Below are 22,973 nucleotides of genomic sequence, written 5' to 3'. Positions count from 1 at the left end.
TGCGACCTGCGCGCAGCGGAGCGGCACGATGAGTAGTACGGACTTGCCGACCCTGGAAAAGTACCGGGCGGGCCGTTACTTCTTGTCGGTGCCGTCCGTCTTGGCGTTCTCGGTCGCGGCCTCGTCGGCGGACTTGCTCAGGTCGACGGCCTCGTCGGCGTCGGCCTTCTCGACGTCGTCGACGTCCTCGGCACCGTGCGCCTCGAGTTCGGGCTCCGGGTCGATGCCGTGCACGATGCGGTCGTACTCGGCCTGGTCGAGGACCGCGGCGATGGCGTTCTTGGCGAAGTGCGCGTGGACGCCGTCGGCCAGCTCCAGCAGGACCGTGTCCTCGTTGACCTCCTTGACGACGGCGTACATGCCGCCGATCGTCCGGATGCCCGAACCGGGAGCCATCTGGTCACGCATCTGCGTGGCCTGGCGCTGCCGGTTCTTCGCGGAGCGGGTCATCAGCAGCATGACACCGATGATCAGGACGAAAGGCAGGATTTGAACCAGATTCATGGTGTCTTGACGATCCTTCGCACGGCCGCTGGGGGCCTGGTCTACGGGATTGTGGCGTCGGTCCCGGAGGGACGACGTCGGCGGAGTCTAAGCGTTCGTTCGCCGGTGGAACAACGCCAAGCATTACACCGAGGTTCCTGCGGCGGCGAGTCTCCCCGCCGTCAAGGGCCGAACAGCCCGTCTTGCCCGGGTCCGCCGCCCTGTGGCGGCACGAGGCCGAGGTGCGCCCACGCGGCGGGAGTGGCGACCCGGCCACGGGGTGTGCGCGCCAGCAGCCCCTCGCGCACCAGGAACGGTTCGGCCACCTCCTCCACCGTCTCCCGCTCCTCCCCCACGGCGACCGCCAGTGTCGACAGCCCCACCGGACCGCCGCCGAAGAGCCCCAGCAGGGCGCGCAGCACGGCGCGGTCCAGCCGGTCCAGGCCGCGCCCGTCGACCTCGTACACCTCCAGCGCCCGCTCGGCGACCTCGCGCGTGATCACGCCGTCGGCCTTGACCTGCGCGAAGTCCCTTACGCGGCGCAGGAGTCGGTTGGCGATACGCGGGGTGCCCCGGGAGCGGCCGGCGATCTCGGCGGCGCCCTCGGATTCGATGTCGACGTCGAGCAGCCGCGCGGAACGGTGGATGACCCGCTCCAGCTCGGCCGGGGCGTAGAACTCCATGTGGCCGGTGAAGCCGAAGCGGTCGCGCAGCGGCGGCGGCAGCAGTCCCGCCCGGGTGGTGGCGCCGACCAGGGTGAACGGCGGCAGCTCGAGGGGGATGGCGGTGGCGCCGGGACCCTTGCCGACGATGACGTCGACCCGGAAGTCCTCCATCGCCATGTACAGCATCTCCTCGGCGGGCCGGGACATCCGGTGGATCTCGTCGAGGAAGAGCACCTCGCCCTCGGCGAGTGAGGAAAGGATCGCCGCGAGGTCCCCGGCGTGCTGGATGGCGGGGCCGGAGGTGATGCGGATCGGGGCGCCCATCTCGGCCGCGATGATCATCGACAGGGTCGTCTTGCCGAGCCCGGGGGCACCGGAGAGCAGCACGTGGTCCGCGGTGCCGCCGCGCCGGCGGGCGGCCTTCAGCACCAGGTCGAGCTGCTCGCGGACCCGCTCCTGGCCGACGAACTCCTCCAGCGCCTTGGGCCGCAGCGCCGCCTCGACGGCCTGGTCCTCGCCGTCGGCGGCGGCGCCGACAAGACGGTCGGCGGTGGTCGGTACGGACTCGTCGTCCCAGTTCACTTCGGTGCGCCTTACGCTCGGCGGGCTACGGTCAGCGGGCTCGGTTCAGGGTCTGCAGGGCGGCCCGCAGCAGGGCCCCGACCTGCGGCTCGGCGCTCGCCTCCGCCTGCGGCGTCACGGCGGCCACGGCCTCCTCCGCCTCACGCGGCTGGTAGCCCAGGCCGATCAGCGCGGCGTGCAGCTGCTCGCGCCACGAGGCGGGCCCGGCGGCCACCGCGGGACGTGCGGCGCCCGCTCCGCCGACGGGGGCGCCGAGGCGGTCCTTGAGCTCCAGCAGCAGGCGCTGGGCGCCCTTCTTGCCGATGCCCGGAACGGCGGTGAGGGCCTTCTCGTCGCCGGTGGCGACGGCCGTGCGCAGCGTGTCCGGGCTGTGCACGGCGAGCATGGCCTGGGCGAGGCGGGGGCCGACGCCGCTGGCGGTCTGGAGCAATTCGAAGACCTGGCGCTCGTCGTCGTCGGCGAAGCCGTACAGGGTGAGGGAGTCCTCGCGGACCACGAGGGAGGTGGCGAGCCGGGCCGGCTCCCCCAGGCGCAGGGCGGCGAGGGTGCCCGGGGAGCACTGGACGGCCATCCCGATGCCGCCGACCTCGATCACGGCCGTGTCGGGGGCGAGGGCGGCGACCGGCCCGCTGACGAAGGCGATCATGTGCTGGGCTCCTGGGTTCGTACTCGGGCGACGGCCTGCTGGAGGCGGTTGGTCGCGGTGCCGCGCCAGATGTGGCAGATGGCGAGCGCCAGTGCGTCGGCGGCGTCGGCGGGCTTGGGCGGTGCGTCGAGCCGCAGCAGCCGGGTGACCATGGCGCCGACCTGGGCCTTGTCGGCCCGTCCGCTGCCGGTGACGGCTGCCTTGACCTCGCTGGGGGTGTGCAGGTGGACCGGCAGCCCGCGGCGGGAGGCGCACAGCATCGCGACCGCGCTGGCCTGGGCGGTGCCCATCACGGTGCGCACGTTGTGCTGGCTGAACACCCGTTCCACGGCGACCGCCTGGGGCGCGTACTCGTCCAGCCAGGCCTCTATGCCGCGCTCGATCAGCACGAGGCGATGGCCGATGTCCGCGTCCGCCGGGGTGCGGACGACACCGACCCCCGCCATGCGCAGCGGCCTGCCCGGAACCCCGTCCACCACGCCGACACCGCAGCGGGTCAGCCCCGGGTCCACGCCCAGCACACGCACCGCGCCCCTCCCTCCCTCGGACAGCCGTTCAGCCGTTCCCGGAGGCTATCGGGTGCCACCGACAACGACGGCGGCCCGGTGGGGGTGTGTCATCCCCACGGGCCGCCGTCCCGCCGTGCGTCCTGCCGGACGGCTCAGGCGTCGACCTTCTCCATGATCTCGTCGGAGACGTCGAAGTTGGCGAAGACGTTCTGCACGTCGTCGCTGTCCTCGAGCGCGTCGATGAGCTTGAAGATCTTGCGGGCGCCCTCCTCGTCGAGCTCCACCTGCATGGTGGGGACGAAGTTGGCCTCAGCGGAGTCGTAGTCGATGCCGGCGTCCTGCAGCGCCGAGCGCACCGCGACGAGGTCGGTGGCCTCGCTCAGCACCTCGAAGGACTCGCCGAGGTCGTTGACCTCCTCCGCGCCGGCGTCCAGCACCGCGCCGAGCACGTCGTCCTCGCCCAGCTCACCCTTGGGGACGATCACGACGCCCTTGCGGTTGAACAGGTACGACACCGAGCCCGGGTCCGCCATGGAGCCGCCGTTGCGCGTCATGGCGACACGCACGTCGGAGGCGGCGCGGTTGCGGTTGTCGGTGAGGCACTCGATGAGCACCGCGACACCGTTGGGCCCGTAGCCCTCGTACATGATCGTCTCGTAGTCGGCACCGCCCGCCTCGAGACCGGCACCGCGCTTGACCGCGCTGTCGATGTTCTTGTTGGGCACCGAGCTCTTCTTGGCCTTCTGGATGGCGTCGAAGAGGGTCGGGTTGCCGGACACGTCGGCACCGCCCGCACGGGCGGCGACCTCGATGTTCTTGATCAGCTTCGCGAAGAGCTTGCCACGCTTGGCGTCAATCACGGCCTTCTTGTGCTTCGTCGTAGCCCATTTAGAGTGGCCGGACATCAGCCTGTCTCCTTCACGTCACCGATTGCTTCACGAACATTGCGATCCTACCGGGATCGCGTCACCCGGCGGCGCGCACCATGTCGACGAAGTACCGGTGCACCCTGTGGTCCCCGGTCAGTTCGGGGTGGAACGAGGTGGCCAGCAGGTTGCCCTGGCGGACGGCGACGACGGTGCCGTCGTCGAGTCGCGCCAGCGTGGCGACGCCGCTGCCGGTCGATTCGACCCAGGGAGCGCGGATGAAGACGCCCTGGACCGGGCCGCCTTCCACGCCCTCGACCTCGACCGCGGTCTCGAAGGACTCGTTCTGCCGGCCGAAGGCGTTGCGTCGCACGATCATGTCGATCCCGCCGAAGGTGTCCTGGTCGTCCCTGCCGTCCAGGATCTTGTCGGCGAGCATGATCATGCCCGCGCAGGTCCCGTACACCGGGAGCCCGTTCCGGATGCGGTCGCGCAGCGGTTCCATCACGCCGAAGAGCGTGGCGAGCTTGGAGATCGTGGTCGACTCGCCGCCCGGGAGCACCAGGCCGTCCACCTCGGCCAGTTCCTCCGGCCGCCGCACGGGACGCGCCAGGGCGTCGGCCTCGGCGAGCGCGACCAGGTGCTCGCGGACGTCGCCCTGCAGGGCGAGGACTCCGATGGTCGGGGGACTGCTGGACACGGGGTGGGACCTTCCGGGACGTCGGGTGGGGCAACGGACGATGGGCAGGCCGTCGCCGGCCTGCCCATCGCGGGGAGCTGGGGCGCTTACCAGCCGCGGTTGGCGTAGCGCTCGGCCTCGGGGAGGGTGTCGCAGTTGATGCCGACCATGGCCTCGCCCAGGTTGCGGGAGGCGTCCGCGATGATCTTGGGGTCGTCGTAGAAGGTGGTGGCCTTCACGATGGCGGCGGCTCGCTTGGCCGGGTCGCCGGACTTGAAGATGCCGGAGCCGACGAAGACGCCCTCGGCGCCGAGCTGGCGCATCAGCGCGGCGTCGGCCGGGGTGGCGACACCGCCGGCGGAGAAGAGCACGACCGGCAGCTTGCCGAGCTCGGCGACCTCCTTGACGAGCTCGTACGGGGCGCGCAGCTCCTTGGCGGCGGCGTACAGCTCGTGGTTGTCGTAGCCGCGCAGGCGGGCGATCTCGTTCTTGATCTGGCGCAGGTGGCGGACGGCCTCGACCACGTTGCCGGTGCCGGCCTCGCCCTTCGAGCGGATCATGGCCGCGCCCTCGGCGATGCGGCGCAGGGCCTCGCCCAGGTTGGTGGCGCCGCAGACGAAGGGGGTGGTGAAGGACCACTTGTCGGAGTGGTTGACCTCGTCGGCCGGGGTGAGGACCTCGGACTCGTCGATGTAGTCGACGCCGAGCGACTGCAGGACCTGGGCCTCGACGAAGTGGCCGATGCGGGACTTGGCCATCACCGGGATCGAGACGGCGTCGATGATGCCCTCGATCATGTCCGGGTCGGACATGCGGGCCACGCCGCCGTCCTTGCGGATGTCGGCCGGGACCCGCTCCAGCGCCATGACGGCGACGGCGCCCGCGTCCTCGGCGATCTTGGCCTGCTCGGGGGTGACGACGTCCATGATCACGCCGCCCTTGAGCTGCTCGGCCATGCCGCGCTTGACGCGGGCGGTGCCGGTCTCGGGGGACTCGGGGGTGCTGGGAAGCGTGGTGGACACGGGGACCTCACTCGGGGCTCAGCTGCAGGGCGGGGGCAGCCCCCGGCGTCTCCCGGCCCCGTCAGGGTCGTCCGGCGGAACACCGATGGTTGCTCTGTGTTTCATGGTGGACCGCACGAAGTGGACCGCAAAAGGGCCAATCGCTCCTCAGTGGCCTGCCACGCCCTCCACGGTCAGGACGACCGGCGGCTCGTCGTCCATCTCGAAGGTCGCCGGCCGCGGCGCGTGCCCGGCCAGCCGGAACCAGCGCACCTTGCGGTGCGCGCGCAGCGCCCTGGCGGCGCGCACGGCGTCGTTGTGGAAGCGCCGCGCCATCGGCACCCGGCGCACCGCCTGGGTGAGCTCGTGGGCGGCCTCCTCGCCACCGGGCGCGGCCCGTACGGCGTCGACGGCGTCGGACTCGGCGAAGACGGCCCGAAGCGCCTGGCTCAGTTCGCTCTCGGCCACCTCGCGCTGCTCGTCCTCGGCCTGCCGGGCGGAGTGCGCCGCCTCGTAGAGGACGATGCTCGCCGCCGGGTCCAGCACTCCCGCGGTGGCCAGCTCCTGCGCCACGGAGGCCCTGCGCAGCAACTGCGCGTCCAGCGCGGCCCGGGCGGCGTCGATACGGGCGTGCAGGCGGTCCAGCCGCCCCGCGGTCCAGCTCAGGTAGAGGCCGACGGCGACCAGCGCCACGGCGACCCAGATGAAGGTGGTCACGGGCCGCAAGGCTACCGGTGCGCCCGGGGCGGCCCCCGGCCGCCGCCGGACCGCCGCGCGGGCACCGCCGCGGTCACGGACCGCAGGGCACCGGAGCACCACGGGCCGGGCCGACCGGGCGCCGGACCACCCAGCCCAAGCGGGGTCGGACCGTTGGGACCGCCGTGCGAGCACCGGACCACTGCGGCGCCACGATCACCGGTGCAGCCGCGAACCGCAAGGCAGCCTGCGCGCCCGCCGCACCCACCGGGCACCCGGACCACCGGGACGCCGCCACGGCCCACCGGACACCGAAGGACCGCGCCACCGCGGCACACCGGAACCGCCACGGCCCCCGGCGCCCACCACCGGGGGCCTCAGTCGCGCGCGAAGCCGAAGCGGGCGCGCAGGCCCACCCGCTCGTCGGCGGCGACCGACGCGGCGCCCGCGGTGACCGTCTCGTACACCGCGAGGATGTCGGCGGCCACGACCGACCAGTCGAAGCGCCGGACGTGCCGCGAACCGAGCTCGCGCAACTGCGCGCGCCGCTCGGGGTCGCCCAGCAGCCGCAGCGCGGAGGCCGCCAGCGCGTCCGGGTCCTCGTTGGGGAACAGCTCGCCGGCCGCGCCCCCGTCGAGCACCTGGCGGAAGGCGTCCAGGTCGCTGGCGAGCACCGGCGCGCCGGCCGACATGGCCTCGACCAGGATGATCCCGAAGCTCTCCCCGCCGGTGTTGGGCGCCACGTAGAGGTCCACGCTGCGCAGCAGCCGCGCCTTGTCCTCGTCGCTGACCATGCCGAGGAACTCGACCCGCTCGCGCATCTCCTTGGGCAGGTCCTCCACGGCATCGGCCTCGTCGCCGCGCCCGGCGACCAGCAGCCGGGTGGCCGGCCGCTCGGCGAGGATCTTCGGCAGGGCCTTCATCAGCACCGGCAGGCCCTTGCGGGGCTCGTCGATCCGCCCGATGAAGCCGATGGTCTGCCCCCGCTCCTCGCCGGCGGAACCCCCGCCCTGCCACTCCGTCTTGGGCTCGGCGTCGGCGAAGAAGCGCACGTCGACACCGTTGGGGATGACCACGGCGTCGCCGCCCAGGTGCTCGACCAGGGTGCGCCGGGCGTACTCGCTGACCGCGATCCGGGCGCTGATCTTCTCCAGCGCCGCCTGCAGGATCGGGTAGGCGGCGATCATCGCCCGGGAACGCGGGTTGGAGGTGTGGAAGGTGGCCACGATCGGCCCCTGCGCGGCCCAGCAGGTCAGCAGGCCGAGCGAGGGCGAGGAGGGCTCGTGGACGTGGATGACGTCGAAGGCCCCCTCGTGGAGCCAGCGGCGCACCCGCGCGGCCGACAGGAACCCGAAGTTGAGCCGCGCGACCGAGCCGTTGTACGGCACGGGCACGGCGCGTCCGGAGGAGGTGACGTACGGCGGCAGCGGGGTGTCGTCGTCGGCCGGAGCCAGGACGGAGACCTCGTGGCCGAGCGCGATGAGGTGCTCGGCGAGGTCGCGGATGTGGAACTGGACGCCGCCGGGGACGTCCCACGAGTACGGGCTGACGATCCCGATCCTCAAGGCTTCTCCGTTCCGGAGCGGTCGGCGGGCTCGCCGGACGCCGGGGAGGACGCCGCGCCGGGCTCCGCGGGTTGCCCGGCCGGCGCGTCCGCGCGGGGTTCGAGGTCGGCGAGCCACAGGCGCTGGAGCATGTGCCAGTCCTCGGGGTGCTCGGCGATGCCGGCGGCGAAGACGTCCGCGAGGCGCTGCGTCATGACGGCGGTCCGCTCCGCCCGCGTGCCGCCCTCCGGCACCTCGATCGGGGCGTGCACCTGGCCCTGGAGGTTCGGCGACTCGTCGTACCAGAGGGTGACCGGCAGCAGCAGCGCCCCGGTCTGCTGGGCGAGGAGGGCGGGGCCCGCGGGCATGCGGGTGGCCTCGCCGAAGAAGTTCACCCGCACCCCGGAGGAGGACAGGTCCCGGTCGGCGACCAGGCACACCAGGCCGCCGCCGCGCAGCCGCCGGGCCAGCGCCCCGAAGGCGGCGCCGCCGGTGTGCGGCAGCACCTCCATGCCCAGGCCCTCGCGGTAGGCGACGAAGCGGTCGTACAGGGTCTCGGGCTTCAGCCGCTCGGCGACGGTGGCGAAGGGCACCCCGAGCCTGGTGGTGACCCAGGCGCCCGCGAGGTCCCAGTTGGCCATGTGCGGCAGGGCGAGGACGACGCCGCGGCCGGAGGCCAGGCCCTCCTCGAGGAGGTGCAGGTCCTTGCAGTCGAACGAGGAGCGGATGCGTTCCTTGCTCCAGGCCGGCAGCCGGAAGGACTCCATCCAGTAGCGCAGGTACGAGCGCATGCCGGCCTTCGACAGCTCGCGCAGCCGCGCCTCGCCGGCGTCGGGCACGACCCTGGCCAGATTGGACTCCAGGCGCTGCACGCCCTTGCCGCGGCGGTTCCACGCCAGGTCGGCGATGGACCGGCCGAGCCGTGCCGCGACGGGCTCCGGCAGCCGTTTGACCGCGCCCCAGCCCAGTCCGTACAGCGTGTCGGTCAGCCCGTCCCTCACGCCCGCCCGCTCCCTTCGTGCGCCGCCGCGTCGGCCTCGAAGGCCTCGCGGCGCACGGTGATCACCCGCTGCACCAGCGTCACCAGGCTGCCGACGGCCACGATCCACAGGGCGATCGGCAGCAGCCACTGGATCCCGGGGACGCCGAACTTGTGGAGCCCGGCGAAACCGCAGGCGACCAGCGAGATCACCAGTCGCTCGGCCCGCTCGACCAGGCCGTTCACCGCGACCGGCAGTCCGATGCTCTCACCGCGCGCCTTGGTGTACGAGACCACCTGGCCACTGGCGAGGCAGAAGATCGTCACCGCGCACAGCGCCAGGTCGTTCCCGCCCCCGGCGTACCACAGCGCCAGCCCGCCGAAGATCGCCGCGTCGGCGACCCGGTCCAGGGTGGAGTCCAGGAAGGCGCCCCAGCGGCTGGAGACGCCCGCCTGGCGGGCCATGTTCCCGTCGACCAGGTCGGAGAAGACGAACAGGGTGATGACGACCGTGCCCCAGAAGAACTCGCCCCTGGGGTAGAAGACCAGCGCTCCCGCGACCACGCCTCCCGTGCCGATCAGCGTGACCGTGTCGGGGCTGACGCCCCGGCGCAGCAGGAACGCGGCGAACGGTGTGAGGACACGCGTGAAGAAAGCACGCGCGTACTTGTTCAGCATGGCCTTCCCGGAGGTTCGGTGTGGGTGCCCCGGCGCGGCCCCTTTCGGCCGCCCGGCTGGCCCATCGTAGCCAGGCGCGTTCCGGCGCAGGTCCGTGGCTCCCTTCCTGTCGCAGCACGTACGACGTATGGACGCACCGTGACGGGCGTGGGAAGGTCGAATTACCGCGGGCGTCACTGCAGACCGCCCTGGGCGGGTGGTCTCCCGTGGCGCCAGTCCCCATGCCGTGACGGACCGGGAGGCGAGGCACATGGGCGACAGGAGAGATGCAGGTCCGGGAGCCGCCGGAAGGGCATTGGCGGCCGGCCGGCCCGAGGACGTGCGCAACGTGGTGCTGGTCGGCCACAGTGGCTCCGGAAAGACGACACTGGTCGAGGCGCTCGCCCTGGCGACAGGGGCGGTGAACCGCGCCGGTCACGTGGCCGACGGCGGGACCGTCTCCGACCACGACGAGATCGAGCACCGTCAGCAACGCTCGGTACAGCTCTCGCTCGTACCGGTGGAGTGGGACGGGATCAAGGTCAATCTGCTGGACACCCCCGGGTACGCCGACTTCGTGGGGGAACTCAGGGCCGGTCTGCGAGCGGCGGACGCGGCCCTGTTCGTCGTCTCCGCGGCCGACGGCGTCGACGGCGCGACCCGGATGGTCTGGGAGGAGTGCGCGGCGGTCGGCATGCCGCGCGCGGTCGTCGTCACGCACCTGGAGGCGGCCCGGGCCGACTTCGACGAGATGACCGAGACCTGCCGTGAGGCCTTCGGGGGCGACTCCCCCGACACGGTGCTGCCGCTGTACCTCCCGCTGCACGGCGAGGAGAGCGCGGACGGCCACGCGCCTGTGACCGGGCTCATCGGCCTGCTGTCGCAGCGGGTCTACGACTACTCCTCCGGCAAGCGCGAGGAGCGCCCGCCGGACGAGGGGCAGCTGCCGGAGCTGGACGACGCGCGCGCCCGGCTCATCGAGGGGATCATCGCCGAGAGCGAGGACGAGACCCTCATGGACCGCTACCTGAGCGGCGAGGAACTCGACCTCAAGACGCTGGTCCAGGACCTGGAGCGCGCCGTGGCACGCGGCTCCTTCCACCCCGTGCTGGCCGCCGCGCCGGCCGCCGAGGGCTGCAAGCAGGGCATCGGCACGGTGGAGCTGCTGGAACTGATCACCGGCGGCTTCCCGACGCCGCTGGAACGCGAGGTCCCGCAGGTCACCACGCCCCAGGGCACCTCGCACGCACAGCTCACCTGCGATCCCGGCGGGCCGCTGGCCGCCGAGGTCGTGAAGACCTCCTCCGACCCGTACGTGGGCCGGATCAGCCTCGTGCGGGTCTTCTCCGGCACCCTGCGCCCCGACGAGACGGTCCACGTCTCCGGCCACGGGCTGGAGGACCGCGGCCACGAGGACCACGACGTCGACGAACGCGTCGGCGCGCTGTCCTCGCCGTTCGGCAAGCAGCAGCGGACGGTGCCGCACTGCATCGCAGGCGATCTGGCCTGCGTCGCCAAGCTGACCCGCGCGGAGACCGGCGACACCCTCTCCGCCAAGGACGACCCGCTGCTCATGGAGCCCTGGCTGATGCCGGACCCCCTGCTGCCGGTCGCGATCCAGGCGCACAGCAAGGCCGACGAGGACAAGCTGTCCGTCGGCCTGTCCCGGCTCGTCGCCGAGGACCCCACGATGCGGCTGGAGCAGAACCCCGACACCCGGCAGGTCGTGCTGTGGTGCCTGGGCGAGGCCCACATGGACGTGGCGCTGGAGCGGCTGCGCACGCGCTACGGCGTGCAGGTCGACGCGGTGCCGCACAAGGTGGCGCTGCGCGAGACCTTCGGCGAGAAGTCGACGGCGCGCGGACGGCACGTCAAACAGTCAGGCGGGCACGGCCAGTACGCCATCTGTGACATCGAGGTCGAGCCGCTGCCGGTCGGCTCCGGCATCGAGTTCGTCGACAAGGTCGTCGGCGGCGCGGTACCGCGGCAGTTCATCCCCTCGGTGGAGAAGGGCGTGCGCGCCCAGGCCGCCAAGGGCGTGGCCCTCGGCTTCCCGGTCGAGGACATCCGCATCGTCCTGGTCGACGGCAAGGCGCACTCGGTGGACTCCTCCGACGCCGCCTTCCAGACCGCGGGGGCGCTCGCCCTGCGCGAGGCGGCCTCGCAGTGCCGGATCCACCTGCTGGAACCGGTCAGCGAGATCCGGGTGATGGTGCCCGACGAGTACGTCGGCCCCGTCATGAGCGACCTGTCCGGGCGCCGCGGCCGGGTGCTGGGCACCGAACCGGTCGGCCTGGGACGCACCTTGGTGCGGGCCGAGGTACCGGAGATCGAGATCGGGCGCTACGCGGTCGACCTGCGGTCGCTGTCGCACGGCACCGGACGGTACGGCCGCAGTTACGCCCGGCACGAGCCGATGCCGCCTCAGCTGGCGCAGAAGCTGAGGGAGCAGCACGCCCAGGAGTCCGGCAGGTAACCCCCTCACGGGGAGGTCGGCGGCCCGGCGGAACGATCTTCTTCCGCCGGGCCGATGACGCATGTCACACGCCCCGTATACGCTGGGTTGGCGGCGTCGCAGGTGTGCCGGTGCCGCGGCCGGGGAAAGGGCCGGGCGGGTTCACTTCCGCGCGGGCGGGGACCAGAAGGGGGCGGCAGTGACCGACGGTTTCGACTTCCTGAGCCCGGGCGCGCAGATACCGCTGAGCGGTGTCGACGGCCAGACGGGGGCCACCCAGGCGCTCGCGTCGGCCGCGTACCGGGACAGTCCCCTGGAGGCCCTGTCGGCGGCCGACGAGGGCATGTCGGCGATCAAGGAGCCGAAGGTCAAGCTGCTGCGGGCCAACCTGGGCGAGGCGTTCGCCCGTGCCGTGCAGAACCGGATGCTCGGCGCCGGGCGCAACGAGTTGGTGCAGTCCTTCGGCGCGGAGCCGCAGACCGTCGTCGAGCACTGCCTGGCCGCCAACCGGATCCGCCAGGAGCGCGACGGCAAACTGACCGCCGTCATGGCCGTGTTCGGCCTGCTGTTCCTGCCCGGCATGCTGATCTGGCTGGGCGCCTTCCAACTCCGCGCGGTCGTACGGAAGTCCGAGGGGTCACGGGCGGGGCTGCTCGGTTCGGTGGTCCTGATCGTGGTCGGCTTCTTCGCCGTCCTGTTCGTCCTCAACCCGCCGCTCACCGGCTTCTGGTCGCAGTATCTGCGGGTGATGATGGTGGCCCCGGTCCTCGGCTGGTTCTGGGCGAAGCGGATCTGCGAGCAGACCGCCAAGGACCTGCGCGAACGCTGGGCGGGGCTGGTCTCCGGCAGCGGCGTCGGCGCCAAGATCCCCGAGGCCGTGCCGCGCAACCCCAACCAGACCCGGGCCGAGACGCTGCGCCAGAACCTGGCCAAGCTCTCCGCGGAGCAGCAGAGCAACGTGGTCTTCTACGCCGGCCCCAAGGGCGTGCTCGGCATGGGTGCCCGCTGGGGCGCCTGGCGGATGGCCGAGGAGCTCACCCCGCGCGAGGGCCTGAGCGAGATCCACCCGTTCCGCAGCTGGGACGTGATCAAGATGATCCACGGCAGGCTCCGCGACCTGCAGCGCGGGCCCCTGCACACCGGCGGCTTCCCCAAGCCCCTGATACAGCACTGGGTCGTCTCCCATGTCGGTGCGGGTGCCAAGAAGATCAGCCGTCCCACCGGATCCGACGTCGACGGCTACACCGTCCGGGACTTCGAGATCCAGCGGATCTGCAACGAGCAGCAGTTCGACAAGGGCAACCGGCACTACCTGGGCGTGCAGTTCGTGGTCTGGGACGGCCAGCTGGTGATCACCATGATGGTCTCGGTGACCGTGCTGGCGAGCACCCTGCGGATCGAGGTCACCGGGCACGTCCTCGGGCCCGTGCACTCCCTGTTCACCACGGCGCCGGAGGCCAAGGAGAAGGAGATCGCCCACCCGGTCAAGTTCTGGGAGACAAAGAAGGTGCAGCTGCCGCTCGTGGCGAGCGACGAGGTGGTGCGGCTGGCCGCCCGCGCCCCGCTGACGCGCTTCCCCCGGATACTCGACCACCTCGGCGGCAAGATCGTCCTGCCCGAGCCCTTCGGGCTGCGGCACAGCTGGGCCTCGGCGCCCTGGACGAACCGGTTCATGGCCGACGACGCGCTGCGCGCCGCCACCCCGGTGCTGCGGGCAGTGCACTCCGCGGCCATCGCCGTGATGGAGGAGAACGGCGTGGACGTCACGAAGTTCACCAACCGCTCGCAGTTCCTCAGCACCTCGGTGCAGGACGCCTCGCCCAGCGAGGCCGACGTCTACTGACGGGAGCCCGGGCCGGACGGCGTGCGCGCCGTCCCGGTCCGGGGAGTCCGGCCGGCGCAAGCGGGCCGGATCAGGCGGCCGGCCAGGCGTCGGCGAGCATCTTGCGGGTGTCGGCGAGGAGCTGCGGCAGCACCTTGGTGTGGCCGACCACCGGCATGAAGTTGGTGTCCCCGCCCCAGCGCGGCACCACGTGCTGGTGCAGGTGTGCGGCGATCCCGGCGCCCGCCACGGTGCCCTGGTTCATGCCGATGTTGAAGCCGTGCGCGCCCGAGGCCGAGCGCAGCGCGGCCATGGCGCGCTTGGTGAACTCGGCGAGCTCGGTGGTCTCCGCCGCGTCGAGTTCGGTGTAGTCCGCGACATGGCGGTAGGGCACCACCATCAGGTGGCCGCCGTTGTACGGGTAGAGGTTGAGGACCGCGTACACGGCGTCGCCGCGCGCGATGACCAGCCCGTCCTCGTCGCTCATCTCCGGAATCACGCAGAAGGGGCAGCCGTCCCCGGCCCCGGGGCCGGTCGGCTTGTTCTCGCCCTGGATGTACGCCATGCGGTGCGGCGTCCACAGGCGCTGGAACGCGTCCTGCGTCCCCACTCCGTTCTGCAGTTCCGGCTCACTCGTCATGCCTTGCAGCATATGGCGTCGTCCCGGCCCTGCGTGTCGCCGGGGGCACTCCCGGCCGTGGGGCACGATGCTGGCCCCATGCCCATGGATGACGAGCGGCGGCTGCACGAGTGGGAACGTCGGGGCAGCGTGCCGCTGTCCATCGCGTCCCTGGTGTTCCTCGTCACGTACGCGGTGCGCGTGCTCGCCCCCGACCTGCCGCCCGACTGGTCCGACCTGCTGTTCACGATCACCGTCGTGACCTGGGGGATCTTCGTGGTGGACTACCTGGTCCGGGTGGCGGTCGCACCGCACCGCTGGAGTTACGTCCGCCGGCGCTGGCTCGACCTGGTCGTGGTGATCCTGCCGCTGCTGCGCCCGCTGCGCCTGCTGCAGCTCTACGGGAAGATCCAGAACCGCCACAAGCAGCCGCGGCTCTCCCTGGAGGCCCGGGTCATGGCGTACGCGGGACTCAGCGCGCTGCTCCTCGGCTTCGCGGCGAGCCTGCAGGTCTACGCGGACGAGCACGACGCCCCCGGAGGGCAGATCCGCACCTACGGCGAGTCGGTGTGGTGGCTGTGCTCCACGATCACCACGACCGGCTACGGCGACCTGGTGCCGGTGACAGCGCGCGGGCGGGTCATCGCGGTGGGCGTGATGTTCCTGGGCGTCGTCCTGATCGGCGCGGTCGTCGGGTCGTTCTCGGCCTGGCTCACCCAGAGCTTCCGCCGCGCCGACGAGCGGCAGGGCGCGGGCGGGCCCCCGGAGGGCTGACCTCCGGGGGCCCGTCGCCGTGTGCCGTGCCGGCGGTTCAGACCTGGACGCGGTCCTCGACGGCCTTGGCGATCTCGGCGATCGCCTCGTCGCGCGGGATGCCGTTCTTCTGCGAGCCGTCCCGGTAGCGGAAGGAGACCGAACCCGCCGCCATGTCCTCGTCGCCGACGATGACCATGAACGGCACCTTGCTCCGCTGCGCGTTGCGGATCTTCTTCTGCATCCGGTCGGCGGAGGCGTCCACCTCGACCCGCAGGCCCTTCTTCCTCGCCTCGGCGGCGAAGTCCTGCAGGTAGGACACGTGCGCGTCGCCGATCGGGATGCCGACCGCCTGGACGGGGGCCAGCCAGGCCGGGAAGGCGCCCGCGTAGTGCTCCAGCAGCACCGCGAAGAAGCGCTCGATGGAACCGAAGAGCGCCCGGTGGATCATGACGGGGCGCTGCTTGGTGCCGTCGGCCGCCGTGTACTCCAGGTCGAAGCGCTCGGGCAGGTTGAAGTCGAGCTGCACGGTCGACATCTGCCAGGTGCGGCCGATGGCGTCCTTGGCCTGGACGGAGATCTTGGGGCCGTAGAACGCGGCGCCGCCCGGGTCGGGGACGAGCGGGAGGCCCTGCTTCTCGGCCACCTGCCGCAGCGTCTCGGTGGCCTCCTCCCAGATCTCGTCGGAGCCGACGAACTTCTCCGGGTCCTTGGTGGACAGCTCCAGGTAGAAGTCGGTCAGACCGTAGTCGCGCAGCAGGTTGAGGACGAAGGTGAGCGTCTTGTCGAGCTCGTCCGCCATCTGCTCCTTGGTGCAGTAGATGTGCGCGTCGTCCTGCGTGAAGCCGCGGGCACGGGTGAGCCCGTGCACGACACCCGACTTCTCGTACCGGTACACGGTGCCGAACTCGAACAGGCGCAGCGGCAGTTCACGGTAGGAGCGGCCGCGCGCGTCGAAGATCAGGTTGTGCATCGGGCAGTTCATGGGCTTGAGGTAGTAGTCCACGCCCTCGTCGAGCTGCATGGGCGGGTACATGCCGTCGGCGTACCAGTCCAGGTGGCCCGAGGTCTCGAAGAGCTTCCCCTTGGTGGCGTGCGGGGTGTAGACGAACTCGTAGCCCTCCTCCTCGTGCCGGCGGCGCGAGTAGTCCTCCATGACCCGGCGGACGATGCCGCCCTTGGGGTGGAAGACCGCCAGGCCCGAACCGATCTGCTCCGGGATGGAGAACAGGTCGAGTTCGGCGCCGAGCTTGCGGTGGTCGCGCTTCTCGGCCTCGACGAGGAAGTCCAGGTACTCCTTGAGCTCGTCCCTGGACGGCCAGGCGGTGCCGTAGATGCGCTGGAGCTGCTTGTTCTTCTCGCTGCCGCGCCAGTAGGCGGCGGCCGAACGCATCAGCTTGAACGCCGGGACGATCCGGGTGGAGGGCAGGTGGGGACCGCGGCAGAGGTCCTTCCAGCACAGCTCGCCGGTCTTGGGGTCCAGGTTGTCGTAGATGGTCAGCTCGCCGGCGCCGACCTCCGCGGAGGCGCCCTCGGCGGCCTCGGCTGCGGAGCCCTTGAGGCCGATCAGCTCCAGCTTGTAGGGCTCGTCCGCGAGTTCCTCGCGGGCGGCGTCGTCGCTGACGGCACGGCGCGAGAAGCGCTGGCCGCGCTTGACGATCTCCTGCATCTTCTTCTCGATGCGCTTGAGGTCGTCGGGGTGGAAGGGCTTCTCGACGTCGAAGTCGTAGTAGAAGCCGTCCTTGATCGGCGGGCCGATGCCGAGCTTGGCCTCCGGGAAGAGCTCCTGCACGGCCTGGGCCATCACGTGCGCGGTGGAGTGGCGCAGGATGTTGAGGCCGTCCTCGCTGGCGATCCCTACGGGCTCGACCTCGTCGCCGTCGGCGACCTCGTACGCGAGGTCCTTCAGCTGTCCACCGACACGCGCGGCGACGACGGTGCGGTCGCCGTCGAAGAGCTCGGCCGCCGTCGTGCCCGTGGTGACCAGCCGCTCTTCCTGCTCCTCGGAATCGCGCTTGATGATCACACGGACGTCTGACACCGGTCTCTCCTGACGTATGTCCCACTGGCTCCGGCAGCGGAATGCTGCACCGCTGAATCCTACCGAGCCGCACCGGTGCCCCGCGAAGCGATAGCGCCGGGCGGCTCGGCCGCCGGCCGGCGAGTGCCCGGTCAGCCCCCGAAGGAGTCCTCGAAGGTGTCGACGCCGCCGTGCAGGGCCTTCATCAGCCGGTCGCGGTCGGCCTCGTCGACGTGGACGGGGGCCGGCGCGGACGGGTGGGTCAGGTGCCGGAAGCCGGTACGCCGCTCCAGTCGCCCGGAAAGCCGCACGGGCAGCCCCACCAGGTGCGCCTGGGCGGCGATGCGGTACCCCTCCTCGGGCAGGCGAACGCGTACGTGGCGGACGTCCGCGCCGGCCAGGACACGCAGCCGGATGGTGCCGCCCCCGGAGGGACGCGGCCGCCGCAGCCGGGTGACGGTGCCGGTGACGCGTACATCGACCGAGGGTTCCTCGCGCACGTAACGATCACTGGCGGCCTCCAGCGCGGGGAGGTCGCCAGGGGAGAACTCGACCGGCTCCGGCACGGTCGCGAACCCGGCGGGCGGCCCGGCCGCCGGGGCCCAGGCGAGGGCGACCACCACGCCCTCGGTGCCGCGCACCATCCGGATCAGGGAATCGGCCAGTTCGTGGCAGACGCCGAGGCCCACGGCCGCGTCGAAGGCCTCCATGCCACCGGTCGTCCGCTGGTAGTCCACGGCGTCCCGGGTGGCCTGCAGGGCGCGCAGCAGCGTGGTCACGGTGCTGCGGCCCTCCGGGACCGGCACGTACGCGGTGAGCTGGTGCCCCGGCGCGTCACCGACCAGCACCCGCTCCAGGAAGGCGTCGGCGTACCCGGTGTGGCGCGCGCCGAAGTAGCCGAAGCGGTCGCGTTCGGCGCGGGCGGCGGACATGAGCATGGCGCGGGCGGCGCCGCGCAGTTGCTCCGCCGCCGTCCACGGCACGGCCGCGCCCGCGGCCGGCGGCCGCTCGCGGTGCCAGCGGATCTCGTCGCCCGGGACGGCGAGCGCGGTCAGCACCTCGCGCGCCGAGGGCTCGCCGCAGCGGGCGAGGGCGTCCAGGGCCTCGCCGAGCAGCTCGGCGTGGTCGGCGTAGCGGGCGCCCGCGGTTCGCCGCTCGGGCACGAGCAGGCTGGTCCGGGCGGCGGACTCCGGCTCGCCGGGGGGCGTCCAGCGTGTGTAGCGGCCCGGGGCGCCGCCGCGCCGCCGCCAGCCGTGGCGGGCGAGCAGCGCGACGAGGACGCCGGGGTCGACCCGCTCGGGGTCGGGCGGGACGAGTGCGTCGTCGGCCGTGCGGCTCATCAGGGCCTCCCTCCCGCCCCGACCCGCGTCATGATCTCGCACAGGGCCCGGTCGTCGAAGATCCGTGCGGTGGGTATCCGCACGGTGGTCTTGCGCCTGCCGGTCACCGCGTGGCCGGCAAGATTCGTCCAGTAGCAGCAGTGCCGCAGCTCCAGCCGGTCGTGGCTGGCGCGCAGCCACTCCTCCTGGGTGCGGGGCACGAGCATCACCACGAGGATCTTGTGCACCGAGACCGGGTTCCGGGCCAGCTTCACCAGGTGCTCGTTCTCGAGCGTGAAGGCGAAGGTGGGACCGGGAGGCCGCGGGGCCACCTGGTAGGTGCACTTGAGCTGCACCTTGATCGTGACCTCGTCGTCCACGCTGTGGCCGTGCGAACTGTGGCTTATGTGCCAGTCGATGCCGTTGTCCGGGAAGGGCTGGGCGAGCGAACAGCCGGCGGCGGCCGCCACCGCGTGCAGATATCCCACTTGGAGGGTTTCCATGCAGCTGGTGGTGGCGAGTCCGCCGCGCAGCGAAGCGTTCCGCTCGGACAGCAGCCCACCCGGGCCGGGCTGCTCGAGCGCCATCGCTCTCCGTGCCTTTCCGGGCCCGGGAATCCTGGTGATCCCCGTTACCATCTTCATCCCCACCAGCGACAAGTCGCAAACCGTTGCGGTTCGGTGACGTGCGGTCACGGGTACCTACCGTAAGGGCGGCCGAACGGCCGCCCACATCCTGCGATCCGCACGGGAGGTGCGCCATGCCGCACTGGTACGACGGCCCGCTGGCCGCCTTCGACACGGAGACCACGGGGGTCGACGTGGAGCAAGACCGGGTCGTCTCGGCCGCGTTGGTGGTCGAGGACGCCCCCGGCATACCCGCCAGGACGACACGCTGGCTGGTGGACCCGGGGGTCCCGGTGCCCGAAGGGGCCCGCGCGGTACACGGGCTGGACGACGACTACCTCCGCGCCAACGGACGCCGTCCCGGCCCGGTGGTGGAGGAACTGGCACGCGCGCTGGCCGATCAGGCCGCGGCCGGCGTGCCGCTGGTGGTGATGAACGCGCCCTTCGACCTGACGCTGCTCGACCGGGAGTTGAGGCGCCACCGCGGCATGGCCCTCGACACCTACCTGGTCCGCGGCCCGCTGCGCGTCCTCGACCCCCGGGTCCTGGACAAGCACCTCGACCGCTACCGCAAGGGCCGCCGCACCCTGACCGACCTGTGCGCGCACTACGGCGTCGTGCTGACCGACGCCCATGACGCCGCGGCGGACGCCCTCGCCGCGCTCGCCCTCGTACGGGTGCTGGGGCACCGCTTCGCCACGCGGATCGGCCAGGTGGCGCCCGCCGAACTGCACGCCCGGCAGGCCCTCTGGCACGCCGGCCAGGCCCGCGGGCTGCAGGCGTGGTTCGCCCGCAGCGGCACGGACGACCGGGTCGACCCCGCCTGGCCGCTGCGGCCGTCGCCGCTACGGGCCCCGGAGGAGCCGGCGGCCTAGCCGCACGACGAAGGGCCGGTCCGTGATGGACCGGCCCTTCGTGAGGGTGGGCGATACTGGGATCGAACCAGTGACCCCTTCGGTGTGAACGAAGTGCTCTCCCGCTGAGCTAATCGCCCGGGACGACCTGAACAATACAGGGCACGGGCGGCTGCGTTCAAACGGCTTCCCGGCCGGGTGCGCCCTCCCCGCGCAGCCGGGCCGCCAGGCCGCGCCTCCCCTGCCGCATCATCAGGGCGTGGTTCGCCCGGAACAGCGGCCGGCACGGCACGGCCAGCCGCCGCATCAGCGGCTTGTTGACGATCACGTCCTCCTCGAAGAGAAGACGGGTGCCACCGCCGGCGCCGTCCGCACCGACCGTCCACCGCACCCACCCCTCCAGATCTCCGTACATCGCCACCTCCAGGACCCGCGCCCGCGGGTCGCGGCGGGTCTGGTGCGCGGTGACGAACAGGTCGTACGGCAGGACCGAGCGGAAGCGCAGGGTGCCGGCGGTCTCCCCGGTCTGCCGCACCTCGCGGACCTGGGGCCACCACGTCGGGTACTCGTGCGGACGCTCCAGCAGGCCGTACACGGCGTCGGGCGGGGCGGCGATCCGCCACAGGCTGCGGAAGCGGTAACGGCTCCAGTCCATGAGGCCAGTGTGCGTACTCAGCGCGGATCTGAGTACCGGCGCGCATGCCCGTGCACGTGGGCCGCGCCACACTCCGAGCCATGGAGACGATGCCCCCGCCGCACGACCGCTGCCCCGCATGCGGCACCCATCTGCCCGCGACGGCGCCGCCCGCCTGCCCGCGCTGCGCGCTGCCCCTGGTCGGGCCGGTCGCCGGCGAACTGCGCGAGACCGACCGCGCGCTCCTGCGGCTGGACGCCGAGCGCGGCCGCCTCCTCATACGTCGCGGGCAGTTGCTGGCGCAGCTGCGGCCGCCGTACCCGCAGGCGCCGTGGGGCGCGGGTCCGGGCGCGCCGTGGGGCGCCCCGCCGCGGCGCGAGGCGTCGCCGCGCGCGGTGCAGAACCTGCTGCTCGCCCTGGGCGGCGTGCTGCTGGCGGTCGCCGCCGTCGCGTTCACCGTCATCAGCTGGGGCCGGCTCGGCATCGGCGGCCGGGCCGCCGTCCTGGGCGCCCTGACGCTCGCGGCGACGGGCGTCCCCACGCTGCTGCTGCGGCGCGCCCTGAACGCGACGGCCGAAGTGGTCGCCTGCCTCGGCCTCGTCCTGCTGCTGCTCGACGCGTACGCACTCCACCGCGTGGCCTTCGCCGAAGCCGACGGGCTGCGCTACGCGGCCGTGTCCCTGGCCGCCGTCGCCGCGCTCTGGGCCGGCTACGGGAAGGCGCTCGGGCGGCTCGTGCTGCCGGTGCCCTTCGCCGTGGCGATCGGTCAACTCCCCCTGGTGCTCTGGGCGTCGGCGGCGGATTCGGCGTACGCGATCGCGGCCGCCCTGCTCGTCACGGCCGCGCTGGACGCGGCGGCCGCCCTCTTCACCGGCGGGCGCGGAACGCGGATCACCGCCGCCGTCGCCGGCACGGCCGTCGGGGCCGCCGGGCTGCTCACCGCGGGCGGGCTCTCCGTCTCGGCCGGCGACGGCGGCGCGGCACTGCGCGCCGGCGCGCTGCTGCTGGGCGCCACGGCGGTGGCCCTCGCCGTCGCACTGCGGCCGTCGGTGCCCGCCGCCGTGTCCGGGATCCTGGCCGGGGTCGCGGCGCTCGCGGTCGTGGGCGCCGCGGGCGGGGTCGTCCGGACCGGCGTGACCGGCGACTGGATCGTGCCGGGATACCTGGTGTGCGCGGCGGTCGTGCTGAGCGCCGCGGCCTTCGCCGTCCCGGCCCGCCTGCGCCCGGTGGCCGCGGGCCTGGCGGCCGGTGCCGCCGCGGTGCACGCCCTGGCCCTGCTGTGGGCGCTGCCCTCGCTGACCGTGGGCGTGGTCACGCCCGACGTGTGGGAGGGCCCGTACAGCGCGGTCGCGGTGACCGGCCTGCTCGCCGCCGAACTGGCCGCGGCGGCACGGCTGCACCGAGGCACCCCGTACGCCCCGCTCGCCGCCTCCGGCGCCCTGGTCTCGGCCGCGGTCGCCGTCTGCGTGCCCGGTCCGCCGCCCGTACGGCTCGTCGTCGTGGGCGCCCTGCTCGCGCTGTCGGCCAGGGCGCTCACCTGGACCGCCCTGGTGAGCGCGTGCGGGCTCGCCGCGACGGCCGTCGCCTGGGCCCACCCGGAGCGCACGACGACGCTCACCGTGCTCGCCGTGCTGCTGGCCTGCTTCGGCGCGCTGTACGCCGCGGCGTCGCGCACCCGCGTGGTGACCGCCTCCGCCGTCGTCGCCTGCACGGCGGGCCTCGCCTGGACCGGACTGCCCGCCCACGCGGCGGCGTTCACCCTCCTCGCGGTCGCCGCGGCCGCCCAGGCCGCCGCGCTCCGCGCCCCCGGACGCCCCTTCGAGCACCCCGGCCACGCGGCGGCCCTCCTCGGGGTCGGCCTCACCGCCGACGACCCGGCTCTGCTCGCCCTGGCCCTCGCCCTCGCGGGCGTCCTCGCCGCGGCCGTCGCGGCGCTGCGGGCCGACCGGCGGTGGCTCGGCTACGTCGCGACCTGCCTGATGGTCGCGGCCAGTTGGGTGCGCCTCGCGGCGTCCGGCGTGGACGCCCCGGAGGCGTACACGCTCCCCGTCACGGTCGCCGCCCTGGCCGTCGGTGCGCTGCGGCGGCGCCGCGACCCCGGGCTCTCCTCCTGGGCCGCCTACGCCCCCGGGCTCGCCGCGACCCTCTTCCCGAGCCTCGCCGCGGCCTGGGGCGACCCCGACTGGGTCCGCCCTCTGTGCCTGGGCGCGGCCTCCCTGGCCGTGATGCTCCTCGGCGCGCGCCACCGCCTGGCGGCGCCGCTCCTGCTGGGGGCGGGCGTGCTCGCGCTCGACGCGCTGCACGAACTGGCCCCCTACATCGCCCAGGCCCTCGGCACGGTCCCCCGCTGGGTGCCGCTCGCCCTGGCCGGCGCGCTCCTGCTGGGGGTGGGGGCGACGTACGAGCGCCGTCTGCGGGATGTGCGGCGCGTGCGGGAGGCGCTGGGGCGCCTGCGGTAGGAATCGTGCGGGTGGGGTGTGGCTGCGGCCGGTTGCCGGGTGCGGGTTGTGTGCGCCTGCGGCGGGCGGTTCTCCCACCCACCCTCCCTCCCCCAGCCTTCGGCC

21 protein-coding genes and 1 tRNA gene are annotated in these 22,973 nt (G+C 72.9%); 5 read left to right on the top strand and 17 right to left on the bottom strand.

The features are described 5' to 3' along the window. Positions 1–75: 75 nt before the first annotated feature. The 11 genes from yajC to pgsA form a co-directional block, all read right to left on the bottom strand. Positions 76–504, bottom strand: a complete 429-nt coding sequence (gene yajC / locus CHF15_RS33930) for a preprotein translocase subunit YajC (RefSeq protein WP_089227756.1) — start codon at positions 502–504, stop codon at positions 76–78. Positions 505–665: 161 nt separating this feature from the next. Continuing rightward, positions 666–1,730 (bottom strand): Holliday junction branch migration DNA helicase RuvB, encoded by a 1,065-nt coding sequence (gene ruvB, locus CHF15_RS33925; protein ID WP_089227755.1) that lies wholly within the window; start codon positions 1,728–1,730, stop codon positions 666–668. A gap of 31 nt (positions 1,731–1,761) precedes the next feature. After that, positions 1,762–2,376, bottom strand: a complete 615-nt coding sequence (ruvA, locus tag CHF15_RS33920; protein ID WP_089227754.1) for a Holliday junction branch migration protein RuvA — start codon at positions 2,374–2,376, stop codon at positions 1,762–1,764. Beyond that, positions 2,373–2,903, bottom strand: coding sequence for a crossover junction endodeoxyribonuclease RuvC (gene ruvC, locus CHF15_RS33915; protein WP_089227753.1), 531 nt, complete (start codon positions 2,901–2,903; stop codon positions 2,373–2,375). Before ruvC ends, ruvA begins: the two co-directional genes overlap by 4 nt. A gap of 134 nt (positions 2,904–3,037) precedes the next feature. Further along, on the bottom strand, positions 3,038–3,790 hold the full coding sequence (locus tag CHF15_RS33910; protein ID WP_089227752.1) for a YebC/PmpR family DNA-binding transcriptional regulator: 753 nt from the start codon (positions 3,788–3,790) through the stop codon (positions 3,038–3,040). Between the two features lie 61 nt (positions 3,791–3,851). After that, the gene (gene pdxT, locus CHF15_RS33905) at positions 3,852–4,451 is read right to left on the bottom strand and encodes a pyridoxal 5'-phosphate synthase glutaminase subunit PdxT (RefSeq protein WP_089227751.1); all 600 of its coding nucleotides are present in this window, start codon (positions 4,449–4,451) and stop codon (positions 3,852–3,854) included. Positions 4,452–4,537: 86 nt separating this feature from the next. Next, a complete protein-coding gene (pdxS, locus tag CHF15_RS33900) occupies positions 4,538–5,452 on the bottom strand; it encodes a pyridoxal 5'-phosphate synthase lyase subunit PdxS (protein ID WP_089227750.1) in 915 nt (304 codons plus the stop codon). A gap of 147 nt (positions 5,453–5,599) precedes the next feature. After that, the gene (locus tag CHF15_RS33895) at positions 5,600–6,157 is read right to left on the bottom strand and encodes a LemA family protein (protein ID WP_089227749.1); all 558 of its coding nucleotides are present in this window, start codon (positions 6,155–6,157) and stop codon (positions 5,600–5,602) included. 347 nt (positions 6,158–6,504) lie between these two features. Further along, positions 6,505–7,692, bottom strand: coding sequence for a glycosyltransferase family 4 protein (locus CHF15_RS33890; protein ID WP_089227748.1), 1,188 nt, complete (start codon positions 7,690–7,692; stop codon positions 6,505–6,507). Next, positions 7,689–8,672, bottom strand: a complete 984-nt coding sequence (locus tag CHF15_RS33885; protein ID WP_089227747.1) for a phosphatidylinositol mannoside acyltransferase — start codon at positions 8,670–8,672, stop codon at positions 7,689–7,691. Before CHF15_RS33885 ends, CHF15_RS33890 begins: the two co-directional genes overlap by 4 nt. Next, positions 8,669–9,328, bottom strand: a complete 660-nt coding sequence (gene pgsA, locus CHF15_RS33880; RefSeq protein WP_089227746.1) for a phosphatidylinositol phosphate synthase — start codon at positions 9,326–9,328, stop codon at positions 8,669–8,671. The genes CHF15_RS33885 and pgsA overlap by 4 nt, the downstream gene beginning before the upstream one ends. Positions 9,329–9,578: 250 nt before the next feature. Here pgsA and CHF15_RS33875 point away from each other — a divergent pair, with 250 nt between their 5' ends. Together CHF15_RS33875 and CHF15_RS33870 are read left to right on the top strand one after the other, a co-directional pair. Beyond that, a complete protein-coding gene (locus CHF15_RS33875) occupies positions 9,579–11,783 on the top strand; it encodes an elongation factor G-like protein EF-G2 (RefSeq protein WP_089227745.1) in 2,205 nt (734 codons plus the stop codon). A 178-nt stretch (positions 11,784–11,961) separates the two neighbouring features. Then, entirely contained in the window at positions 11,962–13,605 is a 1,644-nt protein-coding gene (locus CHF15_RS33870; RefSeq protein WP_089227744.1) for a hypothetical protein, read from the top strand. 70 nt (positions 13,606–13,675) lie between these two features. On the opposite strand, the gene CHF15_RS33865 is transcribed toward CHF15_RS33870, so the two are convergent. Beyond that, on the bottom strand, positions 13,676–14,236 hold the full coding sequence (locus tag CHF15_RS33865) for an HIT family protein (RefSeq protein ID WP_089227743.1): 561 nt from the start codon (positions 14,234–14,236) through the stop codon (positions 13,676–13,678). Positions 14,237–14,302: 66 nt separating this feature from the next. On the opposite strand from CHF15_RS33865, the gene CHF15_RS33860 reads away from it, so the two are divergent. Continuing rightward, entirely contained in the window at positions 14,303–14,977 is a 675-nt protein-coding gene (locus CHF15_RS33860; protein ID WP_179280090.1) for a potassium channel family protein, read from the top strand. 37 nt (positions 14,978–15,014) lie between these two features. Here CHF15_RS33860 and thrS read toward each other — a convergent pair whose 3' ends face one another. From thrS to CHF15_RS33845, 3 genes are all read right to left on the bottom strand, one after another. Next, on the bottom strand, positions 15,015–16,997 hold the full coding sequence (gene thrS / locus CHF15_RS33855) for a threonine--tRNA ligase (protein WP_089227742.1): 1,983 nt from the start codon (positions 16,995–16,997) through the stop codon (positions 15,015–15,017). A gap of 131 nt (positions 16,998–17,128) precedes the next feature. Then, complete coding sequence (locus CHF15_RS33850; RefSeq protein ID WP_089227741.1) at positions 17,129–18,316, bottom strand: hypothetical protein; 1,188 nt, start codon at positions 18,314–18,316, stop codon at positions 17,129–17,131. Then, positions 18,316–18,882 (bottom strand): DUF4365 domain-containing protein, encoded by a 567-nt coding sequence (locus CHF15_RS33845; protein ID WP_089227740.1) that lies wholly within the window; start codon positions 18,880–18,882, stop codon positions 18,316–18,318. The genes CHF15_RS33850 and CHF15_RS33845 overlap by 1 nt, the downstream gene beginning before the upstream one ends. A 173-nt stretch (positions 18,883–19,055) precedes the next feature. On the opposite strand from CHF15_RS33845, the gene CHF15_RS33840 reads away from it, so the two are divergent. Continuing rightward, positions 19,056–19,796, top strand: coding sequence for an exonuclease domain-containing protein (locus CHF15_RS33840; RefSeq protein WP_089227739.1), 741 nt, complete (start codon positions 19,056–19,058; stop codon positions 19,794–19,796). A 47-nt stretch (positions 19,797–19,843) separates the two neighbouring features. On the opposite strand, the gene CHF15_RS33835 is transcribed toward CHF15_RS33840, so the two are convergent. Then, a tRNA-Val gene (locus CHF15_RS33835) sits at positions 19,844–19,915 on the bottom strand. A gap of 38 nt (positions 19,916–19,953) precedes the next feature. Next, positions 19,954–20,430, bottom strand: coding sequence for an SRPBCC family protein (locus CHF15_RS33830; protein WP_089227738.1), 477 nt, complete (start codon positions 20,428–20,430; stop codon positions 19,954–19,956). A gap of 80 nt (positions 20,431–20,510) precedes the next feature. Here CHF15_RS33830 and CHF15_RS33825 point away from each other — a divergent pair, with 80 nt between their 5' ends. Then, on the top strand, positions 20,511–22,868 hold the full coding sequence (locus CHF15_RS33825) for an SCO7613 C-terminal domain-containing membrane protein (RefSeq protein ID WP_245939177.1): 2,358 nt from the start codon (positions 20,511–20,513) through the stop codon (positions 22,866–22,868). Positions 22,869–22,973 lie beyond the last annotated feature (105 nt).

The organism is Actinacidiphila glaucinigra (assembly GCF_900188405.1).
Taxonomy (GTDB): Bacteria; Actinomycetota; Actinomycetes; order Streptomycetales; family Streptomycetaceae; genus Actinacidiphila; species Actinacidiphila glaucinigra.
Note: the sequence above shows the minus strand (reverse complement) of the source record. Positions and strands in the feature narration are given on the sequence as shown.

What these genes read in the sequence shown, in the direction of transcription:
- CHF15_RS33860 (WP_179280090.1), top strand. Translation starts at nt 14,303, where the DNA reads ATGCCCATGGATGACGAGCGGCGGCTGCACGAGTGGGAACGTCGGGGC.
- CHF15_RS33845 (WP_089227740.1), bottom strand. Translation starts at nt 18,882, where the DNA reads ATGGCGCTCGAGCAGCCCGGCCCGGGTGGGCTGCTGTCCGAGCGGAAC.
- CHF15_RS33850 (WP_089227741.1), bottom strand. Translation starts at nt 18,316, where the DNA reads ATGAGCCGCACGGCCGACGACGCACTCGTCCCGCCCGACCCCGAGCGG.
- CHF15_RS33865 (WP_089227743.1), bottom strand. Translation starts at nt 14,236, where the DNA reads ATGCTGCAAGGCATGACGAGTGAGCCGGAACTGCAGAACGGAGTGGGG.
- yajC (WP_089227756.1), bottom strand. Translation starts at nt 504, where the DNA reads ATGAATCTGGTTCAAATCCTGCCTTTCGTCCTGATCATCGGTGTCATG.
- CHF15_RS33875 (WP_089227745.1), top strand. Translation starts at nt 9,579, where the DNA reads ATGGGCGACAGGAGAGATGCAGGTCCGGGAGCCGCCGGAAGGGCATTG.
- pgsA (WP_089227746.1), bottom strand. Translation starts at nt 9,328, where the DNA reads ATGCTGAACAAGTACGCGCGTGCTTTCTTCACGCGTGTCCTCACACCG.
- CHF15_RS33825 (WP_245939177.1), top strand. Translation starts at nt 20,511, where the DNA reads ATGGAGACGATGCCCCCGCCGCACGACCGCTGCCCCGCATGCGGCACC.
- CHF15_RS33830 (WP_089227738.1), bottom strand. Translation starts at nt 20,430, where the DNA reads ATGGACTGGAGCCGTTACCGCTTCCGCAGCCTGTGGCGGATCGCCGCC.
- CHF15_RS33910 (WP_089227752.1), bottom strand. Translation starts at nt 3,790, where the DNA reads ATGTCCGGCCACTCTAAATGGGCTACGACGAAGCACAAGAAGGCCGTG.
- CHF15_RS33840 (WP_089227739.1), top strand. Translation starts at nt 19,056, where the DNA reads ATGCCGCACTGGTACGACGGCCCGCTGGCCGCCTTCGACACGGAGACC.
- ruvA (WP_089227754.1), bottom strand. Translation starts at nt 2,376, where the DNA reads ATGATCGCCTTCGTCAGCGGGCCGGTCGCCGCCCTCGCCCCCGACACG.